We start from the raw sequence: 25636 nt of genomic DNA, 5'->3' as shown, positions 1-25636 counted from the left end.
ACACCCTACCCCATGGGTTCATCAAATTGACTAAGGCACCCATGGATCGACTTCGCTAATACGTCGATTCCCGGCACAGACAAAACCTGCCAGTGATCTCCGGGAATCTCATGAATTTCCACTCCACCTTTGAAGATTGGCGACCAGCCGTTGTCAGAAGGGATACTGCTATCCGCCTGATTCGCAGCTCGAAATAGAGTCAACTTTTGTGAGACTGGTTTCACTTTATAGTTTCGCGCAGCAACGGAGTTGATCTCGTGGGTATTCTTGAGGAAGGCTGGCAACGTAGAGAACATTCGCGCAGCGAATGTAATTGTGTAGCGAACCCTGCGTTCCCCAAGATCTTTGAGAAAAAAATCCCACCATCCTTTGGCGCTTCCATGACCGGCGTGGCTGCGAAAAAATCCCGCAAGACCGCCGCGTTGAGTCCGCCCATTGTTGGACGATAGTTCGGCCGGCCATCCTTCGATGTAATCTCTCGCTCTTGTGTCCAGCATCCCCAGTAGGCCAATCGTTTCGCCCGCAGCAAGTAGTTGATGGGCCATCTCAAGGACCACAATTCCACCGAAGGAATAACCGAGCAGGTGATAAGGTCCCTCTGGCTGAACTCGACGAATCTCTTTCAGATAGTGAGCAGCCATATCCTCGATGCGAAGCAGCGCCGGCTGATCGAGCTCAAGCGCCTGTGCCTGCACCCCGTAAACTGGTTGATCCGCACCAATTCTTGTCGTAAGGCCATAGAAGTTGACTACGTTCCCTCCCGCACCATGGACGATGTAAAGAGGCCGTTTCGTGCCGACAGGTTGAATCGGCACCAACGAGGTCACCGTGTTAGGCGCGTAGCGTCTGCGGACCAGCTCTGCAACCATCTTGATCGTCGGAGCAGAGATCAAACTGGCCAGGCCAAAACCCATGGAATACAGGCTGTTCATTCGCGTGACAAGGCGAAGGATCGAAAGCGAACTTACTCCAAGAGAAAAGACGTTCGTATCAGCGGAGATCTCCTCAACACCCAGCATCGAGCGCCAAAGCTCAAGCAGTTGAATCTCGATCGGGTCACTAATAGTCGCGACCTGGTCGTCCAACTTCTCCATGATCGCAGCGCCACCATCAAATTGTTTTTCCTGGAGAGGCCGCGCGTTTCTGCGCGATACGATTCGGCTCTGGTTATCGGGCAGCTTGGCAGGAAGAAAATCGTCTGCCGGAGCCATCTTCTCCAGCTGGATTGAGGATTCCCGCACTGCAGACTCCAGCAGTGCAATGAAACTCGTCAGATATCGTTGAATTGTTCCTGGACGAAAGTAGTTGGGATTGTATTCAAGCTGCAGCCGTGGCCCTTCTTCCGGCCGGTCGACGATGGCGAACATCCACTCGAAGACGGCGCCCGGACTCATTGATCGCAGGGGCGTAATCTCAAGTCCGGCAACCCGCTGAATCACCATGAACGACTTCTGATACAGAAAGAAGATCGGAATCTCAAACGAAGTATTGTTGTGCGAGAAATGTGAGTCGTAGATCAGCTCCTCAAACGGAAGCTCCTGATTTTCGTATGCGCCAAGCGTCCAGTCCTGCACCTTTGTAAGCAGAGATCGAAACGTCTCCTGCGGTTCGATCCCCACACGAAGCACTTGAATATTCATGAAGAGCCCAATCAGCTCGTCCGTATCTTCGTTCCGGTTGGCGCACGGAGATCCAATGACAATATCCCGCTGCCCGGTTACCCGGTGCAGCAGAGCGCAGAAGATACTGAATAGCAGGATATTCAGCGTTACATTTTGATTCTTGCAGAACTCGTGAGCTAAGGCAGTTAGCTCCGGTGACATCAGAAGCGTCTCGATGTCTCCTGACTCGGAGTCCGTACGAACATCTCGCCTGCCTTCGGGAGTCGCATCGTGTGGGAGTTCAAGTCGCCCAAAGTTTGTTCCGAGAGTCTCGCGCCAGAAATTCAGCGAAGTCTCGGCTGCTTCACTCTTTCGCCACTCCTCCTGCCAGACGGCAAAGTCTGCAAACTGAATCGGCAGCTCCGGCAGAACAGGCTTTCTCTCTTCCATCAGAGCTTCATAGAAGACCGCAATGTCGCGCAGGAGAATGCCAAGAGAGATGCCATCACAAATGATGTGGTGCATCGTGACGAGCAGCAGATGATGCTGCGGAGCAAACTTCAGCAGCTTGAGAGCGAGAAGCGGCCCGTTGAACAAGTCCATGCGGTAGGCCGCATGCTCACGGATCAGTCTGCCTGCCTCGGGTGAGTTTGCCGCATCAGGCACGTCCTGCAAGTCTTTGACCGGCAGCGCAACACTGTATGGTCCCCCGATGATCTGCGAAAGTCTTCCATCCACCATCGCAAAGGTCGTTCGCAACATCTCATGTCGTCGCACCGCCAGGGTAAAAGCCATGGCCAGCAAATCCACATTCAATTCGCCGCGGCATTGCCACATCAGCGGCATATTCAACGCAGGATTTCCAGGATGCATCTGATCCAGTGACCAAAAGCGAACCTGTCCTTGCGTGGCAGGCATGACGTACACTTCGTCCGCCGGCGGCGCCATCGAGCTTACGACAGGCGTTTCCTCAGGAGTATTCGTGGTAACCCCCGTCGCAGCCTGGGAATGTTGCTTCATCCGCGCGTCCCGCTTTCACCGCGATAGGCCTTTCGTGGAGCTACGGCAATTCGCGGTGCTACCTTGATCGTGTTGGATTTCGTCTCCGCTTGCCCCCCCAAACCATCGGATAAGGCCAGAATAGTCCGATGCTTGAATATCTGCGCTGCTGTGACGTTCAAACCTTCCTTCTGAGAGCGTGCGGCAATTCGGAAGATGAGCAAAGAGTCTGCTCCAAGTTCAAAGATACTATCTGTGATGCTAACGCGATCGAGCATGAGCACCTCAGACCAAATCTCCGCAAGCTTCTTTTGATCAGCCGTCTTAGGTGCAGTGAACGGCCGCTGTCCAGAATGAAAACCTCCTTTGAGAAACATCTCCGCATCCGGCAAACTCTTGCGGTCTATCTTTCCGTTCGGAGATCGCGGAAGCTGCGGCAACGGCAGGATCACCGCAGGAATCATGTATTCAGGCAGTGCACCGGTCAACATCGTAAGTAGATCTTCTGTGAGCGCGGTAGCGTGTTCCGCCGAATTGCCGGCATCGACATAAGCCACGAGTCGTGTGATCGCCGCTCCAGCGCTCTTGCTTGTGTGCGCAACCACCACAGCCTCGCGCACCGCGGGGTGTCTGTTCAGAGCGGTCTCAATCTCTCCCAACTCAATTCGATAGCCGCGAATCTTGACCTGGAAGTCGGTGCGACCGAGCAATTCAACTTGTCCTTGTCCCTCGGCATTGACATGCCAGCGACCCAGATCTCCAGTCTTGTAAATGCGCCCCTCAGCAAATGGGTTCGGCAGGAACCGTTCGGCAGTCAGGTCGGGACGCTTCCAATATCCACGTGCTAGTCCCGTGCCTCCAATATAGAGCTCTCCCACAACTCCAACAGGCACCGGATGCAGCCGATGATCGAGCACATAAAACTGGGTGTTCGCAATCGGAGGCCCGATCAGCAACGGTCCTGTCCCAGCGGTGACCCGCGTTGCGGACGACCATATCGTTGTTTCCGTTGGCCCGTAGACGTTCCAAACCTGCTCGCTTCTCTCCACCAGTTGATCTGCCAGGTCTCGCGGCAGCGCTTCACCACCGCACAGTACCTTCAGCGGCAACTCGCTGCTCCATCCCGCATCGATCAGCATTCTCCACGTTCCTGGAGTGGCCTGCAGCACGGTCGCTTTACTGCGCTGCAACAGTTGCAGCAACAAGTAGCCGTCCGCCACCTCCTCTTCGTTCGCGATCACCAGTCGCGCTCCCGTCAACAACGGCAACAACAGTTCCAGCCCTGCGATATCGAAGGCAAGCGTCGTCACAGCCACCAGCACATCCGCTCGATTCAGTCCAGGCTCACGCTCCATGGAGCGCAACAAGTTCATCAGCGCCCGATGTTCAATGGCTACGCCTTTCGGTCGGCCGGTTGTGCCGGAGGTATAGATGACATACGCCAACGAGTCCGCTGCGGCCGGCACTTCAAGAGGCGCATCGCTCTCCTCGGCTATCCGTGAATCCAACGTCACTACCTTCGCCGACGTTTTGAATCCAGGTTGTGCAGCGGCAAACGAACTCCCCACAACCAGAAGCCCCGCGCCTGCGTCTTCGAGCACCATCTCCAATCGTTCCTTTGGATGCCGTGGATCCAGCGGTACATAGGCACCCCCAGCCTTCAACACTCCGAGCAGCGCTCCCAGCATCTCGACTGACCGCGGAACGCAGAGTCCCACCAGATCGCCCGCCTTCAGCCCCTCCCGATGCAGTCTGTGGGCAACACGATTCGCATATTGATCCAGTTCCCTTCCCGTCCATCTCGTTGAGCCGCACTCTACGACGAACTCATCCGCCTTTTCCTTGGCTCGTGTCTCGGCCCACCGATGGATCGGAATAAACTCTCGGTCGAACGTTACCTCGGTCCGGTTCCAACCCTCTACTATCTCCAAACGGTCTTCCTGACCCAGCAGCTCCAGTTCATCCACCCGCACCGTCGCATCTCTTACTACACTGCTCAACAGGTTGGCATACTGGCGCATCCAGCGGCGAATCGTCTCTCCGTCAAAGAGGCCCGTATTGAAGTCACAATCGAATTTGAGATCATCTTCGGTTTCGATCACGTTCAGGAACATATCCGTATTTACGAATTGTTTCGGGTTCGCCTTGATCTCCGCCGACAGACCGTCGAAGCCGATGCGACTCCCGATCTTTTCGAGATTGAACTGCACCTCGATCAACGGCAGGCGCCCCGCATCTCTCGGAATCGAAAGCTTGTGGAGCAGACTGCCGTAGGTAAACTCCTGATGATCGAACGCATCGAAGAGCACATTGCGAGTTGCGGCGAGATGGCTCTTTACCGTCTCGGCCTCTGCTAACTGGCTCAACATCGGCAAGAAGTGAACGCAGTGTCCGACGAGACTCGCATTCTGAAACAGAGCCTGCCCTGCCGTAGAGATCCCAACTACTACCTCCGGTTGACGGGTCAGACGGTGCAGCAAAAGTTGAAAGCCCGAGAGCAGCGTGACATAGAGCGTGCAACCCAACCGCGCGCTTGCACCCTTCAGATCGGTATACAGTGCGGACCCGAGACTACCATTCAGAGTCGCACCGGAGTAAGTCTTATTCATCGGACGAGGTCTGTCGGTTGGCAGATCAAGCACCGGCGTCAGGCCGGAGAACTTATTAACCCAATAAGCTTCATTGTCCGCAAACTCACCCGACTTCTGACGGGTCTGCTCCAGAACGGCATAACTGCTGAACGGAAGCAGAGGAAGCAATTTTTCGCTTGCGCTCTCCTTTGCGCTATAGAACTTGCTGAGCTCTTCGAAGAGTTGATTCACGGACCATCCATCGAGAACAATATGATGTCCGGTAAAGAGCAGCACCGTCTCATCGACGGACATCCTGAAGATCGTTGCGCGTACAAGCGGCCCCTCTGTAAGCGAGAACGGCGTCTTCCCTTCCCTCTCAATCGCCTCGTGCAGCGTCTGCTCTCGATCCCCGGCTGTTATCGAAGAGAGGTCCGTCTGTTCAACAACTCCATGAAAGGTTGGAGCGATCAATATCGATTCGCCATCTTCACTGATGGTGCTGCGCAGGGCGTCGTGTCGAGCAAACACTGACTCGAGCGCCTGCTTCAGCGCGGCTTCGTCGACATGGCCGCGCAGTCGAAGCGTTACCGACTCATTGAAGGCACAGTTCATCTCATCGCCTAGCGCGGCCGCAAAGTAGATCTCACGCTGCGCCTCAGTGATTGGAACCTGCGCAGGAGTATCCTTCAGAGCCGCAGGATGCATCGCGGACACTGGCGCCGTAACCGCCTGACTGTGGTGCTCCCCATGGCTGGGAAGCGCGTTACTTGACTGCATCTCTTCGACCGTCTCCCGGAACACGGCCTCAACTCTTTGCAAATCTTCTTCCGAATGCGCTGTGGTAAGGAAGCAGGGGTACCCCTCCTGAATATGAACTCCCTTCTCCCGCATCGCATAGTACAGAAGACTGCCAAGTCGAGCGTCACCGTGGAAGGTGAAGTAAAACCAGGACGCGAAGTGATGGATCCGGCTCGGAACGCCGCGCTCCACAAAGAAATTATCGAGCCGCGTCGCTAGCTCAGCAGTCTTTCGATTCAGATCAAGCTGAAGTTGCGGCCCAGCGGCCTTCAAATGATTGAGCACCGCGCGAGCGGCTGCAAGAGCCTGTGGATGTCGAACGAAGGTCCCCGCGAAGAAGGTTACGCCGACCTCAGGGATTGAAGCGTCGCCATACTGCCACGCTCCTCCGTCGAGCGCATCCATAAACTGCGCCTTGCCCGAGAGAACGCCGATCGGATATCCACCGCCAATCACCTTGCCGTAAGTTGCCAGATCCGCGCGAACTCCGAACGCCTCCTGCACACCACCCGGCGCAAGCCTGAAGCCGGTGACAACCTCGTCAATGATGAGAGCAATCTCGGCCTGCTCGGTAATCTGCCGTACTGTCTTGATGAAAGCAATGGGTTGCAGGCCCGGGTTGCGCGTCTGCACCGGTTCAATCAAAACTGCCGCGATCTCACTCGCATTTTTGCGAATGTAGTCGAGTGAGGCGTCCGCACCATACTCCAGCACAACCACATTTCCTGTATTCGCAAGTGGAATTCCTGGCGCCAGCGGCACCGTTCCCCGCGGCGTATTGCGAACGAGAACCTCGTCAAACGTTCCGTGATAATCGCCGGCAAAGTAAATGATGCGATCTCGTCCTGTAACCGTGCGAGCCACGCGTATAGCCGCCATTACCGCTTCGGACCCAGTGTTGCAGAAGGTCACACGATCGTTTCCCGTAAGTTCGCAGATCTGCGCCGCAACTTCCCCTGCCAGCGGAGACTGTGGTCCGATGGCAACTCCTTCTTCAATTTGTTTATGAACAGCGTCCAGCACAAACTGCGGAGAGTGCCCGAACATGATTGCGCCGTAACCATTCACGATGTCTATATATTCGTTACCATCGACGTCCCAGATCCTCGAACCCTTGGCGCGTTCGGTCACAAGCGGATACACCATCTCCTTCCACTGCGGACGGAAACCGGCGACCGCACGAGGATCTGCAAGATGAGGCCGCGCCTTATCGGTCAAACGCTTGGACCCTGGCGTCTTCTTCTCATACTTCGCGATCAGCGTGTCGAGGTATTGTTGCTGATCGCTATTAAGATCCTGTTGAACCCGCGGCTGCAATGGTCTGTAAGATCCGTGCTTAACCTCTGAGGTTTCGCCCGTCGGTAACGGTGCCGCTGATGGCGACGCAGGAGCGGACAAGGGTGTCGCCGCAGATATCGTCGCGGACGACGCCTGAGTAGCTGCCGCCGGCAATCCCGTTGTTGCGCGCAACGCTGCCATCTGCTGCTCAAACACCTTCGACATCATCGCCATCTGCTCACTAAACAGCCGCTCCGCTGCTGACCCCGCAGGCCCCGGCGAACCAGCACTCGTGAAACTCGCAGACGGAGCGGAGAAGTCCACCGGAGATACAGCCCCATTCACTGGAGCAGCTTGTACCTGCGCCGCTACTGGAAATGCATCAGGCGGAAGCACGCTGTCCAGATAGCCGGCAAGGCTCGCAATCGTGGAGTACTGCTCCATAATCTGGCGGAACGTCAGCTTCACTCCAAACTTCTTCTGAATTCCTTGAGTAGCCTGCGTGAGAAACAGTGAGTCGAGACCAAGCTCCAGAAACTGATGATCGACCTGATCCGGCGTGACTTCAATCCCGCTCAGCTGAGTAAAGACTTCTGCAACAATCGGCTGCAGACGCAGTTTGCGTTCTTGCATTGGTGCCTCTTTCAACGGTTCAATCACGGCGGGAACAACTTGGCCTCCGCGTGGTGTATCCAACATCTCTGCTCCAGGAACAGTTGGGCGTTCCTTGCTCTGCGAGCCAGCCGTAAACGGCGGGGGCTCAACCCAGTACAGCTTGCGTTCAAACGGATAGGTCGGCAGGGAGACTCGTCCCCGCTGCTCCTCGCCGTACACCTTCGTCCAGTCCGGCGTGGCCCCCGCCATCCACAGCTGCCCGAGCGCCTCCTGAAGCGAACCCGCCTCAACCGGGGACTGTTCATCACGCTGCGAAAGCGACGAGATGATAACTGCCGCGCTACTATTCGGCTGTTGACGCGCGAGTGTAGCCAACGTATTTCCCGGCCCAACCTCCAGCAATATCTGCGGGGTCGACATCAAACTCTTCAGCGCATCGGCGAAGCGAACCGGATTACGAACCTGGTCAGCCCAGAAGCGCGGACTTGTAGCCTGTTCCGGCTGAATCCACGTCCCCGTGAAACTCGAAACATACGGGCGAACGGGATGGTGCAGCGTGACCTTGGCAACCTCGGCCTCGAACCCAGCCAACATCGGATCCATCATCGATGAGTGAAACGCGTGCGAGGTACGCAGCCTGCGGAAGAGCGCTCCATCCGACGTCAACCTCTTCTCCAGCCGCTCAACAGCCTCAAGCGGACCCGCCAGTACACTCAACTTCGGAGCGTTCAACGCAGCAATCGAAATGTCGGCAGCGAGATACGGCTGAAGCTCCGACTCGCTAAGCCGTACGCCCACCATGGCTCCGCGTGGCATCTCCTGCATCATTCGGCCCCGAAGGCTCACCAGCCGAAGAGCATCTTCGCGGCTCATAACTCCTGCAAGAACAGCTGCCACATATTCCCCAATGCTGTGGCCTGCACAGGCACGCGGTTCAATCCCCCACGATTGCCAGAGCCTGGCCATCGCAAACTCCGTCACGAAGATTCCCGTCTGCGCGAACTGGGTCTGCTGAAGCCTCTCCGCAGCCTCCGGCGCAGCCACATCGACCGGAAAGAGAACGTCGCGGAGATCGAGGCCGAGCAAAGGCCGCAGAATCTCGGAGCACTCATCAACCTCGCGGCGGTACACCGGTTCGCTCTTGTATAACGAGCTACCCATACCCGCAAACTGCGACCCCTGCCCCGGAAAGAGAAAGGCTACCTCCGGCCGTTTCGCAGGGATTACCCGCTGCGCCTGCGCCCCGGCAGACGAAAGTTTCGCGATCGCATCTTCCGATCCCGCACACACAAACGCAGCACGATGATCAAACGCCTTTCTTCCTACCGCCAGCGTGTAAGCCACATCTTCGAGAGGAACTTCAGGGTGCTCTCTGACATACCGAGCAAGATTGTCGATGGCAACCTGCAGCGCACTCTGCGATCTCGCCGAGACACAGAGCAACTGCGCCGAGCGCAAGGAAGGTTTCAACGACTGGAAGCCGGGCGCCTCTTCCAACACCACATGCGCATTCACACCGCCAACGCCAAAGGCGCTCACACCCGCTCGTCGCGGCCCGTCGGATCGCCATGGGCTCAGCTCGCGATTGACGTAGAAGGGCGAACCCTCAAAGGCTATGTTCGGATTAGGAGTCTCGAACTTCGCCAAAGGAGGCAGCGTAGCCTTATTCAGAGAAAGCGCCGTCTTGATCACCCCCGCCACACCCGCAGCAGCGTCGAGATGCCCAACGTTTGCCTTCGCGGTACCGATCGCGCAGAAGCCCGACGCCTCCGTGCTCAAACGAAACGCCTTCGTCAACGCCGCGACCTCAATCGGATCGCCCAGCGGCGTCGCCGTTCCGTGCGCCTCAATATAAGTAATAGTGCGCGCATCGACCCCGGCCATGGCCTGCGCAGCAGCAATCACACCCGACTGACCGTCCACGCCGGGAGCCATATATCCGGCCTTCATGGACCCGTCGTTGTTCACTCCAAACCCGCGAATTACAGCGGTTATATGATCGCGGTCGGCGATGGCATCCTCTAGCCGTTTCAACAAAACCACGCCCGCGCCATGGCTGAACACCGTCCCAGTCGCAGCAGCGTCGAAGGGTCTGCAGAAACCATCCTTCGATCCAATGCTTCCTTCGGAGTACATGTGCCCGCGCCTCTGCGGAAACGTGACCGAAACACCGCCGGCCAACGCCATGTCGCACTGATAGTTCAACAGACTCTGACTCGCCTGCGCCACCGCAACCAGCGAGGTCGCACACGCCGACGCCACGCTGATGCACGGCCCGCGCAGGTTCAACTTGTAAGCAACACGAGTCGTCAGAAAGTCTTTATCGTTCCCCATAAACGACCGGAACTCGCCAACCTGATAACTTCCCGTCACCTCATCGATAAACGCTCGATCACGGCACAAGTTCGCCAACAGGTACGTATTGAGGCTGCACCCGCCAAAGAGGCCAATCTGCCCCGCATAGGTCGACTGGTCATAGCCCGCATCTTCCAACGCATTCCAGCATGTCTCCAGAAAGATCCGATGTTGCGGATCCATGCTTTCAGCATCGCGAGGTGATATCCCGAAGAACTCAGCATCGAACATCCCGGGGTCATCGAGCACTCCGCGCGCGGCAACATAATCCGAGCCGTTCTCGAGTCCCGCACTGTTTCTCGCCTCCAGTTCGGACGGAGAGAAGTGAGAGATGGAGACCTTGCCGGCTGCAATGTTCTGCCAGAACGCCTCCACATCTGGCGCTCCCGGAAAACGTCCCGACATGCCAATGATGGCGACGCAGTCCAGCAGCTGATCGTCGCCTGCATTCTGGTCCACCATACGAGTTTCATGGTTCAGTCGCTCACTCATGACGCCACACCCTTCGTTGCCCTGGCTCGTGCGAACGCACCTCTCGCCCTCTGTGCCTGCTGCCGGATCGCATCTTTCTCCGATGTGGAGGATCCATTCGCCAAAAGCCGCTTCGCCAACGACCGTACGGTCGGACACTCGAACATCACCGTAACGGGAATCACCCGCTCAAAGTGAGCCTGCAACCGCAGGTGAGCACTAATCAGCAGCAGCGATGTACCTCCCGAATCGAAAAAGTTATCGTCCAACCCAATTCCCTTGAGATCGAGTACATCGGTAAACACCCGCGACACCTGCTCCTCTGTTTCAGAGAGCGACTGTGACGCCGAATCCGCCGTCGTCGCACCAGACCCAATCGAAGGAGCAGGCAAGGCGACAACATCCAACTTCCCGTTCACCGTCAATGGCAGTTCTTTCAAAGCGGTATAAGAAGAGGGCCTCATGTGCGCAGGCATCTTAGCGACAAAAAACTCTCCGAGCGTCCGAGCGGTTAATTCAATGCCCGGAGTCGCAACAAAATAGGCTGCTAACCGCTGATTTCCTGTCTTATCCGTATGCGCCACCACGCACGACTGCTTCACCCCTGGAACCTGGGCCAGAGCCGCCTCAACCTCTCCTAGTTCGATCCGAAATCCGTTGATCTTTACCTGGCTATCGTTCCGGCCGAGATAGACAACCTCGCCATCAGGGCGAATCCGCGCAAGATCGCCAGTACGATACAGCCGAGCGCCAGCCGGCCCTTCAAAGGGATCAGCAATAAAACGTTCAGCGTTCAACTGCGGACGATTCAAATATCCGCGTGCAACCCCGCCGCCGCCTACATAAAGCTCACCCACCTCACCCGCTTGCACCGGCCTCTTCGCTTCATCGAGCAGATGAAGCTGCATATCGGGTATCGGCGTCCCGATCAGACTCTCTTGCACCGACTCCGCCTCTCCCGCAGTGATAGGGCGGTACGTCACGTGAACCGTCGTCTCCGTGATCCCGTACATGTTCACCAGCCGCGGGGCCGTATCTCCGTGTCGCTGGAACCACGGAGCCAGCTTGCGGTACTGCAAAGCCTCACCGCCGAAGATGACAACGCGCAGTGACAGCGGAAGAACAGCACTGTCTTGCTCCACCTGGATCAACATGAAGAATGCCGATGGGGTCTGATTGAGCACCGTCACCCGCTCCATCGAGAGAAGCTCGTAGAAATCCCTTGGCGAGCGGCTCACGGCGAACGGTACGATCACCAGTCTCCCACCCGTCAATAACGGTCCCCAAATCTCCCACACCGAAAAGTCGAACGCAATGGAGTGAAACATCGTCCACACATCGTTCGCTCCGAAGTGAAACCACGCATCGGTCTGCTCCAGAAGGCGCAGTACATTCCTGTGCGTCACCATCACGCCCTTTGGCTTCCCGGTCGAACCCGAGGTATACATCAGATACGCTAAATCTTCTCCTGTCGATGCAGGTGGCGGATCGTCCGTTCTCAAAGAGTCCGCCGCGGAATTATCCATCTCCACAACCGACACGGACAAAGCGGCTAACTCCCCAGATACCCCCGAAGCAAGAGATGCAGTCGTTAGAATCGCAACCGGCCTCGCATCCTCAACCATCTCCAGTACCCGGGCCTTGGGATATCCAAAGTCGATCGGAAGATACCCGCCTCCGGCCTTCAGGATGCCGAGTATCGCCGCCACCATCTCAGGCGAGCGGTCAAGATAGACGGCAACAAAGGAGTCCGTTCGAACCCCAATCTCCCGTAACACCCCGGCGAGATGGTTCGCCTTCGCGTTCAGCAGTCCGTAAGTCCAGCGAGTCTCGCCGCAGACGATCGCAACCGCGTCGGATTTTGCCGCAGCCACTCGCTCAAAGACACTCACGATCGTGTCGAGAGCCCTCCCGTCCAATCCGTTCAACTCCGGAGCTTCGGGAGTCTGGGAAAGACCCATCAGTCGCTCGCCCTCAGTGGCCGAATTCTTAACATGTCCATCGTTCTCCATCGAGCCCCACGCAGATCAGAAACGCAGCAGAAACGAAATTGACTCAGAGTGCCCTACCGGCATTGGCTAATCGATCGCTAATTCGCTGACATCGCTCAATACTTAAATAAAGGATGCAACTGGAGCGAAAGGTACTGCCAGAAGCTCTCGAAGTCAACCCGCTCATGTTGCCTAATTGTACGCATAATTCCAAAAACCGATTAAGACTATCGTGCTCGAAAATACCTGAAAGTTGTATGTTTCCCAGTATTTCACCGTCTTCCCGGGCGCACGAGAACTAAAGTACCCAACGGACTGGTTATGATGGCAACACGGTTGCATCGCGCCCCTTTTGTCTCTTATGTCGAGTGATTGGAAACAGGTCGATACCCTCCCGCCACTGGAGGCCGGCGAAGTGCAACTCTGGCGGATCGACCTGGCCGGTGCCACAGGACTGCACGACCGTTTCGCCCCGCTTCTCACTCACGCCGAACAGCTCCAAGCCAGCCGTCGCCGAACGGGACGGGTCCAGGAACATTTCTCCGTCGGACGGGCATGTCTGAGAATCCTTCTCGGAAACGCTTCGGGACTTGATCCCCTCTCTCTAACGATCACAACCAGAGTTCACGGAAAACCTCAGCTCTCCCATCGCAACGGCCCTAGGATCGCCTTCAACGTAGCTCATTCCAAAGACACAATCCTCATCGCACTCACCCGCACTGGCCACATCGGAGTCGATGTGGAATACTTCGACCGGTCGACCGACATCATGGAGGTCGCCCACCACAACTTCACGGCGAGCGAAAGCCGTTCCCTGGCTGCAATCACCGACCCACAGGCTCGCGTCAAAACCTTCTACCGCTACTGGACCCGCAAAGAAGCAGTCCTCAAAGCAGACGGCCGCGGCCTCATCGCCTCCCTGGCATCCTTCGATATATCGTTCGAATCAGTAACCCTGCACCCCGTTCGCATCGCCGAATCGCCAGATGATCAAGGGAAGTTGTTCTTCGTCAGCGATTTATCCCTGGGGATCGAAGCAGCCGGAGCAATCGCACTCGAATCGCCCGACTCCCCGGTCAGGCAGCTGATCTTCCCCCTGAGCCGTCCCTGGTGACCCTTCCCGACTCCTGGCACAAAAGATACCGACACTATATCTCCCGGTCCCTCGACAACCACGCTGATACGTCTATAACTTGAGGAACAGATGGCCCTTCAGACAACCTCCCGAACTGTCTCGCCCCAGGCGCCGTCGGCCCTTCCCCCACCGGAGAGCAGAAAAACCTGGCTCGTCACCGCCACCAGCCTCGTCTTTATCGTTTTGCAGAGTGCCTGCACGGCAGTCATCGCCCTCAGCGGAGTTCGAGTCGCCATCGGCCTCAGCGCCCTCGCGTCGGCCACCTTTGGCATCCACCCACACCCTACCGGCTTCCATCGCGACGCTATCCGAATCCCCATGATGATAGCCGCGACCCTTGGCTCCTTCGTTAATCTCTACGTCATCTGGCGCATTCGCTCCCTGCGCACCCGCCCTTCCTCGCAGTGGCGCACCCAGCCAGCTACTCCCAGCCAACGGCGCTCGGAACACCTCCAGATCGCGCTCGCCGTCATCACCCTCATCCTGGTGGCGGCCGAGTGGATCACTCACTCCATGATTCATCGCGGTTCCTAGGTATCGCCCTCGCCCGACCCGGAGGGCCTGTAAGTAAAACCCCGCATCTCTGCCTCCAACCTCGCGTGCAGCCGCTCGCTAAAGCCCAGCGGTAGTTCAAAGACACGCTCATCTGCGGTCAAAATCAAAATATTGCGCGTCGAATCCAGAATCGCAGAACAAATCTCACAATGCTCCAGATGCTTCTGCACCTCTTCCAGCACCGCTGCATCCAGCGTCCCATCCAGATAGCCGGAGATATGCTCCCACACATGCTTGCACTCTAGAACCATGGGAACCACCTCCGCTTCGGCAGCACCTGTCTCAACTGCGGAGCCAGCCGCTTCTGCAACATCAGCCTCGCGCGATGCAACCGCACCTTTGCCGCTGCAACAGTAATACCAAGCGCCGCCGCCGACTGGTTGACGCTCAAATCCTCCATATCACGCAGCACAAAGACCTCCCGATAGATCAGCGGCAGATCGCCAATCGCATCCTGTAGCAACAGCCGCACCTCCTGCCGCTCCAGGGCCTCGGAGGGAATCTCCCGCCAGTCTCGCAGCAACGCCGGCGACACATGCCCGCCTTCCTGCAACTCATCCAGCGACTCCGTCTTCGCGGTCTTCTTCCGCCGCAGCCGGCTCCGAGCCTCGTTCAGCGTAATGCTGATCAGCCATGTGCTGAACTTTGCCTCGCCGCGGAACTTCTCAAGGTTGCGGAACGCCTTGAGGAACGACTCCTGCGCGGCATCCTCCGCATCCGCCTCGTTCTGCAACATCGACAGGGCCATGCTGTAGACGCTTCGCTCATACGGCTGAATCAGATCATGAAACTCGTGCGTATTGCCTGCAAGGATGGAGGCGATCATCTGAGCTTCATTCCTGTTCTCGGAGATTGCGGTCATTGCTTCTCGATCCATCCTCGATAACGCCTCTTCAACAACGCATCTAAGGAGAACAACCCAGCACCGAACACCAGAACCATCGCCGCCGCGAACAGGAACGTGTATGGATCAGCGTTATAGAACTTGCCCGGATCTGAGAAGACCGCAAAGAGCGCCTCTCGATCCGCAGTCCAGTATGCCACCAGCATATTCACCGTAAGCATCAATCCGATAAGCCGCGAGCCGAGCCCCACAATCAGCAGAAGTCCTCCAACGAACTCCAACCCCGACACGAAGTGAGCACTTATAGCAGGAAGCGGAATATTCAGGCTCGTGAAGTAGTCGGTGATCTTATCCAGATGATGCAGCTTCCCCCATCCGCTCTGGACAAGCTGCCATCCCCAGTAGAGACGCACCACCAAGAGAAATGGGGACTGGAGATAAGAAGCCAATGCTGCAAACCGTGCATACACCTCAAGCAGTTTTTTCATCACAACCTCTTCTCTCCACTCCAGCGAGCGTGAATAAATCTGAGCAATCTTGCGCAGGCCCCAATAAATGCAGGCTCGGCCAGGAACCTGTTGGGACCTGCATGTACTTAGAACCACGACGATGGAATTGGTTACAGTCTCCACCGGAACTCGAAGAGAGATCGCTTCAAAACGACAATATATCTCCCCGGGCGTCTTGAATCAGCCGTCAATAAAGCATTAATGTGAGTGGGCAGACTTTTCGTGCTCGAGTTGAGCGAGCACATCCGCCGCGGTCGTTCGGTCACCATGCTCGTGACTCACCTTCTTGAAGAAAACCGCGCCCTGACGATCGATCAGAAAGGTTGAAGGATAAGCAGTCTCGTGCGGCGCGTCCCAGCGAAGTCCATACTGATTCGTGAAAGCATAGTCGGGATCGACGACCAGGTGCACATTAGCCGGTAGCGGATTTTCCTTCGCCAGGAACTCCTTGGCATGTTGATCGAGGGCGGCCGGAGGTCCGGGATAGACCAGCATCACCTCCGCGCCTGCCGTCACAAATTTCTCGCCGTTCGTCACAAAGTCATGCACCTGCTTCTGGCAATACGGGCACTGGTAACCGGGAAATCCCCGAAGCACAACCAGCACCACCGTCCCCTTCGAAGTAAACTCCGACAGGCTCAGAGGGTGTCCATCCGGAGTCGACAGGCTGAACTCCGGCGCCTTCTGTCCCACCTCCGGCGTCTCCGCAGTCGCCAGCGGTGCGATACCAATCATCAATACACCTAAAGCCAATACCAAGAAATTCCTGGCAATCATTCTTCAACTCCTACGACGCGCCACGCTCTGGCGTCGCCGTCCTTCAGATTTATCCAACGTGTCCCGGTTTGAGTACCCTCGCGCCAAAAGGTTACAGAGAGTGATAGGCTTCCGATGTTCCACTGTCGCTGTAACCTTTGTGCCTTGACGTAGTCGAATCAGCGGCAAGGAAAAAATCGGCGAACGATCCTTGTCGCGAATGCAATCCGAAGTAGGGAGTTTCGCCGTTAACTTCTTGCTACGATCAGCGTAGCCACCATCCACGTCCGGCACGTTCTTGCGTGCGGCTCAACCAGGAAAGGCTCATCAATATGAAGAATTCAGCACAATCTCTCGCTTTGGCCGCCGCGTTCGCAGGTCTGCTGGGCGGCACCGCTGTCCGTATGAATGCCCAGACCGCGCAGCCAAACAACACCCCCACGACCACCGTTCACGCCGGCGTCCTCATCGCCCAGGACAAGCCCGATCTTCCGAAGCACTCCTGCAAGGGCAAGAACGACTGTAAGGGTCAGGGCGGCGGCAAGCACCCCGGCAAGAACGACTGCAAGGGCAAGGGCGGATGCGCCACCGACGGCTCCAAGCCTTCGCTCGCCTAAGCACCTCCCCTGTCTGGAGGCTTGGTTATCCCTTCAAGCCTCCAGTCCTCTTCACTATCATTTAACAAAAGGGGAGACATGCCAGCCAATCGCTTCAACGGTTTCAGCGACTACGGCGTAGGGATCGGCCTTCGCGTCCCGCACTACGACCACATCTTCGCCGAAAAGCCCGTCGTCGACTGGTTCGAGATCATCTCCGAAAACTACATGGTCGACGGCGGTCGCGCGCTAAAGATCCTCGACCAGATCCTTGAACGCTATCGCGTGGTCCAGCACGGCGTCTCAATGTACTTCGGCTCCGCCCAGCCAGCCGACCGCGAGCACCTCAAGCGCCTCAAGACCCTCACCCGTCGCACCAAAACACCCTGGCTCTCCGATCACCTCTGCTGGGGTAGCGTAGACGGCCGATACACCCACGACCTCCTCCCCATGCCATACACCTTCGAAGCGGTGAAGGCCACAGCCGCACGCATTCGCGAGGTCCAGGACTTCCTCGAAATACCCATCGCCGTCGAAAACGTCAGCAGCTACGCGGAGTTTCACGAGTCCCAGATGACCGAGTGGGAGTTCCTCAATGAAGTCGTCGAAGCCGCCGACTGCGGCATCTTGCTCGACGTCAACAATATCTACGTCTCCTCTCAGAATCACGGCTTCAACCCCTTCGACTACGTCAACAGTGTTCCCGCCGAGCGTCTAGCGCAAATTCACATCGCCGGTCACTCGAAGTTCGAGAAATACATCCTCGACACCCACGATCATCCCGTACTCGATCCGGTATGGCATCTCTACGCCCGGGCCATTGAGCGTGTCGGCCCCACCGCAACTCTCCTCGAATGGGACGACAACATCCCGACCTTCGACGAGGTTCACTCCGAAGCCCTCAAGGCCACGCAATATCTCACACCAGCAGAATCTCTCATCCCCTCGGAGAGAGCAGCAGAAGCAGACGTCAGAGAGGTGGTTCACTCGTGAACCTTCTCGAACTGCAACGCCGCATGGCCGAAGACGTAACGCGTCCCCTCACGCCCGACTTTCAGATGCAGCCAGCAACCTCCGACGGCAAATCAACCGAAGACCTCGCCAGCACCTACATCAAACCCAACGACCGCCTCTCCTCCTTCGATCGCCTCGAAATCTACAACCGCCAATACTGGTTCCGCGTCATAGGAGCCGTCTCGGAGGACTTCCCCGCCATCGGCGCCGTCCTCGGAGCCAAAAAGTTTGACACGATGATCCTCGCCTATCTCCGCGAGAATCCATCCACCTCCTTCACCCTGCGCAATCTCGGCTCCAAACTGCCGAAGTGGCTCGAATCGCACCCCGAATTTTCTCCCCGGCGTCACGATCTCCTCCTCGACATAGCCCGCCTAGAGTGGGCCTACGTAGAAGCCTTCGACGGAGCCGACCTCGCTCCCCTCACCGCTGCTGACTTCGGAGATCTCGGCGCTGCCTCCCCCCTCTTTCTTCAGCCTCATCTCCAACTGCTGGACCTCCGCTATCCCGTCGACGAGCTCGTCCTGGCCGTTCACCGCCAGACCGCACCTAGCGACATCATGAGCAACGCCGTCACGGAGCGCAAGCAAGCCAGGCGAACCCGTCTTCCCGCAATGCGCCGCTCTCAAATCCACCTTGCAGTCCATCGCTACGACAACTCCGTCTACTACCGGCGGATAGACCACGAGGCCTTCCGCCTTCTCTCCGCCCTTCAGAGCGGTACTCTGCTCGGCCAGGCACTCGAAGCCGCCTTCCGCGGAAGCTCCCTCTCACCCGAAGATCAGGCGGCGAAAATTCAGGAGTACTTCGCCCACGCCTCGGAACTCGGCTGGTTCTGCAAACCACCCGCAAACAACCTATGAGTTCTTTGCAGACGAAGCCCCCTAACAGGCTGTTCGCCGGAGAAACCCAGTAGGAGGCCTTTGAGACGAACCCCCGTCATAGCCTTTGCCGTCATCCTGACCCTGAGCGAAGTCGAATGGGGAAGGACCCGACGAACTCCGTCCTGCCCAAACCGCTCATCCCTTTTCACCCACGCCTTTCAAGCCGTCGTCTGTTCTTAATCGGCCCTCGCAAGACGTTGCCGCACCCGAACTCATTTTGTGCGTTGTGAGCTCAGATTCAAACACTCAAGTAGGCTCGCAATCTAACCGCGAGAGACGTCTTCTCCGGCATCTAACAGCTGAAGACAGCGTGAAATACCCATCTCCATCATCCAGCGCGTATCATACGGACGCTGAATTCCGTGCCAATAACCTACGCTGGTTGCGACACGTGAGGAAGCCTGTCATCCTTATTCCAAACTGTTGACGAGGCATCCATTTCGTCGCAGCTGGCTTCCGACGATACAGGCCAATCTTTGTGGCCGTCGTTTTCTCTAAATAACAAAAAACCGGTCCGTTAGGATTGGAGCGCGACTAAGGCATCTGCACGAGGAACCCTGCATGGAATTTCACATCTCCCGCGCTCTCCGAGAAAAACTGGACCTGGACGATCTGCTCTTCAACTTCACGGGCAACATCGTCTTCGGCAACGTCGCTGCAAGCAGAAAACTGGCAAAACAGCTCCAGGATCTGCGCACCCAACAGACTGATCCAACTCGAGTCGTAAACGCCGGCGCTCTCTTCGCGATGGGCCTGATCGACGAGCTCAACCACGCGATGATCGCCCGTTATCGCAAGGAGATCGATCCCGCAGTCTTCGCCGAGGCCGTACACTGGTTCACCGGTCACGCCACTCCCGCCGAGATCGAACGCCTCCTCCTCACCTTCACCAGCCAGTTTCCCAACGTGGCCGTCTATCGCGGCGAGCTCACCCCGGCCCAATGGCTCAACGGGACAACCGACGGCCTGCCCAATCGCGAAGCAGCCCTCGAAGAGCTCCTCCTCCTCTGGCTGGCGAACATCAACCCCGCCTTCACCCCCTTCCGCGAACTCTTCGAAGACACTCCCCTGAAACAGCAGACGATCTATCAGACGGTCACCGCTGCCTTCCCCAACTACTTCATCACCCGCCCACACGTCTCCCCCGAAGTCGGAAGCCTACTCGACGCCCTCCGCGCTCCCCTTCTCGCCTCACCCGACTCCCTCACCGGCCAACTCGACTACATCCGCGAGCACTGGCCAAAATACCTCGGCGAAGACCTCCGCCGCGTGCTCCTCGCCATCGACGTCCTCCGCGAAGAAGACCTCGCCATCTGGATGCGCTTCCATCCCCCGGGCCCCGACCAATACCGCCACGGAGCACCCGGCCGCGGCGGAGAAGGCTTCGTCGGCGACGAGTACATCGGCTTCGAAGACGAGTACATCACTGGCCCGGACGGCACCAGGCAACGCCGCTACGGCCATGACTATCAGGCCCCTCTCAACGAGTACGAAGCCTTCAGCGCCGATCAGGCATGGATGCCCACCGTCGTCCTCATGGCCAAGAGCACCTACGTCTGGCTCGAGCAGCTTTCAAAAAAATACCTCCGCCACATCCATCGTCTCGACCAGATCCCCGACGAAGAGCTGCGCCTACTCGCCGACCGCGGCATCACCGGCCTATGGCTCATCGGCCTGTGGGAGCGCAGCGTCGCCTCCCAAACCATCAAGCGCCTGCGCGGACACACCGACGCCGTCGCCTCCGCCTACTCCCTCAAGGAGTACCAGATCGCCGAAGACCTCGGCGGAAACTATGCCTACGAAAACCTCCGCGACCGTGCCGCCCGAACCGGCATCCGCCTCGCCAGCGACATGGTCCCCAACCACATGGGCATCGACTCCAACTGGGTCATCGAGAATCCCGACTGGTTCCTCTACCGCTGGGAGAGCCCCTTCCCCGTCTACCGCTTCGAAGGCCCCGACCTCTCAACCGACAGCCGCGTCGAAATCAAAATCGAAGACCACTACTACGACCAGTCCGACGCCGCTGTAGTCTTCCGCCTCCGCCATCATCGCGACGGAGCCACCCGCTACATGTATCACGGCAACGACGGCACCACCTTCGCCTGGAACGACACCGCGCAACTCGACTACTCCAAAGCCGCCGTTCGCGAGCACGTCATCCAGGTCATCCTTCACGTCGCTCGCCTCTTCCCCATCATCCGCTTCGACGCCGCCATGGTCCTCGCCAAACGCCACGTCCAGCGCCTCTGGTTCCCTCTCCCCGGCACCGGCGGCTCCATCCCCTCACGCGCCGAAAACGCGATGACCCAGGAACAGTTCGACTCCCTCATGCCTCACGAGTTCTGGCGCGAGGTCGTCGACCGAGTCGCCGTCGAGGTCCCCGGCACCCTCCTCCTCGCCGAAGCCTTCTGGCTCCTCGAAGGCTACTTCGTCCGCACCCTTGGCATGCATCGCGTCTACAACAGCGCCTTCATGAACATGCTCCGCGATGAAGAGAACGCAAAGTACCGCTCCTATTTAAAAAAGACAATCGAGTTCGACCCCGACATCCTCAAACGCTACGTCAGCTTCATGAGCAATCCTGACGAGCGCACCGCCATCGACCAGTTCGGCTCCGGCGACAAGTACTTCGGCGTCTGCACCCTCTTGGCCACGCTCCCCGGCCTGCCCATGTTCGGTCACGGCCAGATCGAAGGCTATACCGAGCGCTACGGCATGGAATTCAAACAAGCCAAGATGGAAGAGTGGCCCAACGACCACCTCGTAGCCCGCCACCAACATGAGATCGCACCTCTGCTAAAAAATCGGCGTCTCTTCGCCGAGAGCACCAACTTCGTCCTCTACGACTTCTGGACCGACCACGGCACCGTCGACGAAAACGTCTTTGCCTACTCCAACCGCTCCCACGGCCAGCGCGCCATCATCCTCTACAACAACAGCTACGGCAGCACTCGCGGCACCATCCACTTCTCCGCAGCCTCGGTCGACAAAGCCACCGGCCACCTTCGCCAGAGAAGTCTCTCCGAAGGACTCGACCTCCCCTACAACTACTTCACCTTCTTCGCCTACCGCGACACCGCCCACGGTCTCGAATATCTCCGCCGCAGCACCGATCTCCACCACACCGGCCTCACCGTCGATCTCCGCGGATATCAATATGCAGTCCTGCTCAACTGGCGCGAGCTTCACGCCACAGTCGATCAACCCTGGGATCAGCTCTACGACGCACTCAACGGCGCCGGCGTCTACAGCGTCGAAGAGGCGCTCTCCAAACTTCGCCTGCGCCCGTTGCACGAAGCCTTCCGCCAGGCTCTCAGCGAAAGCCACATTCGCGCATTCGCAACCGTTGCCTCGGAGCTTGCAGCTAACGAGACCGTATCGATCGCGACGAAGCCCGCTGCACCGAAAGCAGGCGAGAGATCATTCGCAAACCATAAGGAGAAAGCTCAACAGCAACTCCTTGACGCCAAATCACCCACAGAAAAAGTCAACAGTGCCTCTGCCACGCACCCCGAACAACTTGCCCTTGACCCCCGATTGCAGCCATTCGTGAAATGCAGTCAGCGCTTCTTTGAAAATGTGCTCCACACTCTACCCGTCGAAAACGCAGATCCCACCCCGCACGCCTCCGCGGCCGAGGCCGAGGCCGAGTCCTCCCTCACAACCGAACCCCCTCCGCCCCTGACCTATAAGGACATCTGCGAGAGCTTGACGAAAGCGGCCCTCCATCTCATCTCAATCGTCAAAGACTTCTCATCTACCCTGCCGCCTGCAGTGACCAGCTTTCTACCCGCTAGCAAAGCACCCAATCATACGGAACAAATCTGGGCTCCTATTCTGGCTTGGATCACTCTGAGTAGTCTTCCTCATAAAGATCAGGCGGATCTCTTCGACAAGCTCCAGCTGCGTTCTGCTTTATCAGAGACATTCAGCGCCATCGGGATGGAAGGAGAAAACACCTGGCGCGCTGCTGCTCGCGTAAGAATTCTGCTGTCTCAAACTGACATCTCTCCAGCCGCAGCCAAGACCGAAAGATTCTGGTCCGATCCAGACGTTCGATGGCTCACAGGCGTCAACGAGTCCTCTGGCGCTACTTACTTCAACAAGGAAGGATTTGAAGAACTACTCGGTTGGCTCCAACTTCCCGCGCTAATAAAAACTGCACAACAGACCCCTGTCTCTGTCGACTCGCTCACGAAGCTGGAAGCCGCCGCTATAGACTCCTGCGTCTCCGCAAAGAAAGCTGGTTACAATCTGGACCGTTATCTCAGTCCTGAACCAATCGCAATGAGCGAAGAGATACAAGCCAGCTCCCCCGAGCTGACACCGCCCCCCCCTCCGAATGAGAAGTCAGCTCCCAAAACAAAATCATCCGCTAAAAAGAAAGCTGCCCCAAAGAGACGCCCCGAACCCACTACGCCCAAACCTTAGTTCGCTGACATAGACCCATCGCTGAACAGCTTCAGTGCTCGACCTCCAACGATAATCTTTTCCTCAACCTCCATGCGGGCAAAAGGATTGTCGATATTCTCGGTATCGATCACCTGACACCACGGCTTCCCGGAAGGCGATGCGGGCAGCATATAGACGACGCCGCCCTCGGCCGCGTTCACAACCAGAAAAAAACTGTCGTCGATGACCGGGTTGCCGTCCTCATCGGTCACCTGCAGCGTCTGTCCGTTCAGCAGCACAGCCACTGAGCGGTTCCACTCAGTATTCCAAACCTCGTCGGAGACCTGGTTGCCGTCGGTATTAAACCATGCGACATCCTTGATAATCAGGTCCTCGCCCTTCCTGCGAATCTCACGGTCCTGGAAAAATTTCCGCCGGTGCAGATTCGGGTGCTTCAAACGGAAGTGGATCAGTTGACTCGTAAAGTCACGCACCCGCTTACGTGGTTCATCCAGATTCCAGTCATGCCAGGTAAGCTCGTTGTCCTGGCAGTAGCAGTTGTTATTCCCCCTCTGCGACCGCGCAATCTCGTCGCCTCCGCTCAGCATCGGCACGCCCTGCGAGAGCATCAGCGTAGTCATAAAATTTCGCGTCTGCCTCTCTCGCAACAGGTTGATCCCTTCATCATCCGTTGGGCCTTCCGCACCCATGTTCCAGGAGTCGTTGCTGTCCGAGCCATCCTTGTTGCCTTCTCCATTGGCCTCATTGTGCTTCTGGTTGTAGCTCACCAGATCACACAACGTAAATCCATCATGGGCCGTGACAAAGTTGATGCTCGCATATGGCTTCCGTCCGTCGTATTGATAGAGATCGCTTGATCCGGTAAGCCGGTTTCCAAGATCCGAGAGCTGGCCCCCGTCACCCTTCCAGAACCGGCGCACCGTATCGCGATACTTCCCATTCCACTCCGCCCAAAGAACAGGAAACTGCCCCACCTGATAACCCCCTTCGCCAACATCCCACGGCTCCGCAATAAGTTTCACATCTGCAAGAGTAGGGTCTTGGTGAATCGTGTCGAAGAACGAAGAGAGCCGGCTCACATCGTGAAGCTCACGCGCAAGCGTCGCCGCAAGATCAAAACGAAAACCATCGACGTGCATCTCCGTAACCCAGTAGCGCAGCGAATCCATCAGCATCTTCAACACCTGCGGATTTCGCACATTCAAGGTGTTGCCAGTCCCCGTATAGTCCACGTAATAACGAGGATTCTCCTCGTTCACTCTGTAATAGGTCGTGTTACAAACTCCCTTCCAACACAAAGTCGGGCCAAACTGATTGCCCTCGCAGGTGTGGTTGTAGACCACATCAAGGATCACCTCGATGCCTGCCGCGTGCAGCGCCTTCACCATCTGTTTGAACTCGTTCACCTGGCCGCCGGTATCCCCGCACGAGCTGTAACGAGCCATCGGGGCGAAGTACCCAAGCGTGTTGTATCCCCAGTAGTCCACCAGTCCCCTATCCACCAGCGGCCCCTCATCAATAAAATGATGAATAGGCAACAACTCCACCGCCGTCACGCCAAGCTTCTTCAAGTAGTCGATCCCCGGCTCGCATGCGAGCCCCGCGTAGGTCCCGCGAAGCTTCTCTGGAATCCTAGGATTTCGAATGCTGAAGCCCTTCACATGCATCTCGTAGATCACCGAGTCCGCCAGAGGAGTCTCGGGCGGATGATCGTCTCCCCAATCAAACTCGCTATCGACCACAACACACTTTGGAACGCCGTCCGCGCTGTCCTGCGTATCCATCTTCAGATCGTCCCCAGAGGCAACGTCATGCGCAAAGATGGGCTTCTTCCAGTCCACCTGCCCGGTAAGAGCTTCAGCATACGGATCCACCAGAAGCTTATTTGGGTTGAAGCGATGACCACGTTCCGGCTCCCACGGCCCATCAATGCGGTAGCCATAAAACTGCCCCGCTTTGATGTCACGAACAAGTCCATGCCACACATAAGCGGTTCGCTCCCGTAGGGTCACGCAGTCCGTCTGCTTGCCCGCAGCATCAAAGAAGCAAAGATCAACCCGGGTCGCACCCTCTGAGAAAATAGCAAAATTTGTGCCTTTGCTCGATACAGTCGCACCAAGCGGATACGGTCGACCAGGAAGAAGTGTGCGTTTCATAACCCTTTCGATGCGGCCAACGATCCGTAGTTACGAGGAATACATAAAAATCAAATTCAATTTCACCTTGCTTCCAGATCTCCAAGAATT

General features: G+C 57.2%; 14 protein-coding genes. 6 read left to right on the top strand and 8 right to left on the bottom strand.

All coding sequences use genetic code 11. The features are described from left to right. Positions 1-5: 5 nt before the first annotated feature. The 3 genes from HDF12_RS11045 to HDF12_RS11035 are packed head-to-tail and all read right to left on the bottom strand — an operon-like array spanning position 6 to position 12651. On the bottom strand, positions 6-2621 hold the full coding sequence (locus HDF12_RS11045) for a condensation domain-containing protein (RefSeq protein WP_179582878.1): 2616 nt from the start codon (positions 2619-2621) through the stop codon (positions 6-8). Further along, the gene (locus HDF12_RS11040) at positions 2618-10711 is read right to left on the bottom strand and encodes a hybrid non-ribosomal peptide synthetase/type I polyketide synthase (protein ID WP_179582876.1); all 8094 of its coding nucleotides are present in this window, start codon (positions 10709-10711) and stop codon (positions 2618-2620) included. Before HDF12_RS11040 ends, HDF12_RS11045 begins: the two co-directional genes overlap by 4 nt. Then, on the bottom strand, positions 10708-12651 hold the full coding sequence (locus HDF12_RS11035) for an amino acid adenylation domain-containing protein (RefSeq protein ID WP_179582874.1): 1944 nt from the start codon (positions 12649-12651) through the stop codon (positions 10708-10710). The genes HDF12_RS11040 and HDF12_RS11035 overlap by 4 nt, the downstream gene beginning before the upstream one ends. 445 nt (positions 12652-13096) lie before the next feature. Between HDF12_RS11035 and HDF12_RS11030 the strand changes: the two genes are divergently transcribed. Further along, positions 13097-13795 carry a 4'-phosphopantetheinyl transferase family protein gene (locus HDF12_RS11030; protein WP_179582872.1) on the top strand — a complete coding sequence of 233 codons (699 nt, stop codon included), beginning with the start codon at positions 13097-13099 and terminating at the stop codon, positions 13793-13795. A 90-nt stretch (positions 13796-13885) separates the two neighbouring features. Beyond that, positions 13886-14350, top strand: coding sequence for a hypothetical protein (locus tag HDF12_RS11025; RefSeq protein WP_257025497.1), 465 nt, complete (start codon positions 13886-13888; stop codon positions 14348-14350). On the opposite strand, the gene HDF12_RS11020 is transcribed toward HDF12_RS11025, so the two are convergent. The 4 genes from HDF12_RS11020 to HDF12_RS11005 form a co-directional block, all read right to left on the bottom strand. Then, positions 14347-14622, bottom strand: a complete 276-nt coding sequence (locus tag HDF12_RS11020) for an anti-sigma factor family protein (RefSeq protein WP_179582870.1) — start codon at positions 14620-14622, stop codon at positions 14347-14349. The genes HDF12_RS11025 and HDF12_RS11020 overlap by 4 nt on opposite strands. Further along, positions 14613-15248, bottom strand: coding sequence for a sigma-70 family RNA polymerase sigma factor (locus HDF12_RS11015; RefSeq protein WP_257025496.1), 636 nt, complete (start codon positions 15246-15248; stop codon positions 14613-14615). The genes HDF12_RS11020 and HDF12_RS11015 overlap by 10 nt, the downstream gene beginning before the upstream one ends. Then, positions 15230-15703 (bottom strand): DoxX family protein, encoded by a 474-nt coding sequence (locus tag HDF12_RS11010; protein ID WP_179582866.1) that lies wholly within the window; start codon positions 15701-15703, stop codon positions 15230-15232. Before HDF12_RS11010 ends, HDF12_RS11015 begins: the two co-directional genes overlap by 19 nt. 219 nt (positions 15704-15922) lie before the next feature. Next, entirely contained in the window at positions 15923-16501 is a 579-nt protein-coding gene (locus HDF12_RS11005) for a peroxiredoxin family protein (protein WP_179582864.1), read from the bottom strand. Between the two features lie 311 nt (positions 16502-16812). Between HDF12_RS11005 and HDF12_RS11000 the strand changes: the two genes are divergently transcribed. From HDF12_RS11000 to HDF12_RS10985, 4 genes are all read left to right on the top strand, one after another. Next, a complete protein-coding gene (locus HDF12_RS11000) occupies positions 16813-17097 on the top strand; it encodes a hypothetical protein (RefSeq protein WP_179582862.1) in 285 nt (94 codons plus the stop codon). Positions 17098-17175: 78 nt separating this feature from the next. Then, positions 17176-18069, top strand: coding sequence for an MNIO family bufferin maturase (bufB, locus tag HDF12_RS10995; protein WP_179582860.1), 894 nt, complete (start codon positions 17176-17178; stop codon positions 18067-18069). Beyond that, positions 18066-18953 carry an HvfC/BufC N-terminal domain-containing protein gene (locus HDF12_RS10990; protein WP_179582858.1) on the top strand — a complete coding sequence of 296 codons (888 nt, stop codon included), beginning with the start codon at positions 18066-18068 and terminating at the stop codon, positions 18951-18953. Before bufB ends, HDF12_RS10990 begins: the two co-directional genes overlap by 4 nt. Before the next feature lie 582 nt (positions 18954-19535). Next, positions 19536-23408 carry an alpha-amylase family protein gene (locus tag HDF12_RS10985; RefSeq protein WP_179582857.1) on the top strand — a complete coding sequence of 1291 codons (3873 nt, stop codon included), beginning with the start codon at positions 19536-19538 and terminating at the stop codon, positions 23406-23408. Here HDF12_RS10985 and glgX read toward each other — a convergent pair. Further along, positions 23405-25546, bottom strand: coding sequence for a glycogen debranching protein GlgX (glgX, locus tag HDF12_RS10980; protein WP_179582856.1), 2142 nt, complete (start codon positions 25544-25546; stop codon positions 23405-23407). The two genes, HDF12_RS10985 and glgX, sit on opposite strands and share 4 nt — an antisense overlap. Positions 25547-25636 lie beyond the last annotated feature (90 nt).

Source organism: Tunturiibacter gelidiferens (assembly GCF_013410115.1).
Taxonomy (GTDB): Bacteria; Acidobacteriota; Terriglobia; order Terriglobales; family Acidobacteriaceae; genus Edaphobacter; species Edaphobacter gelidiferens.
The sequence above is the reverse complement of the archived record's forward strand: the minus strand, read 5'-3'. Positions and strand labels throughout refer to the sequence as shown.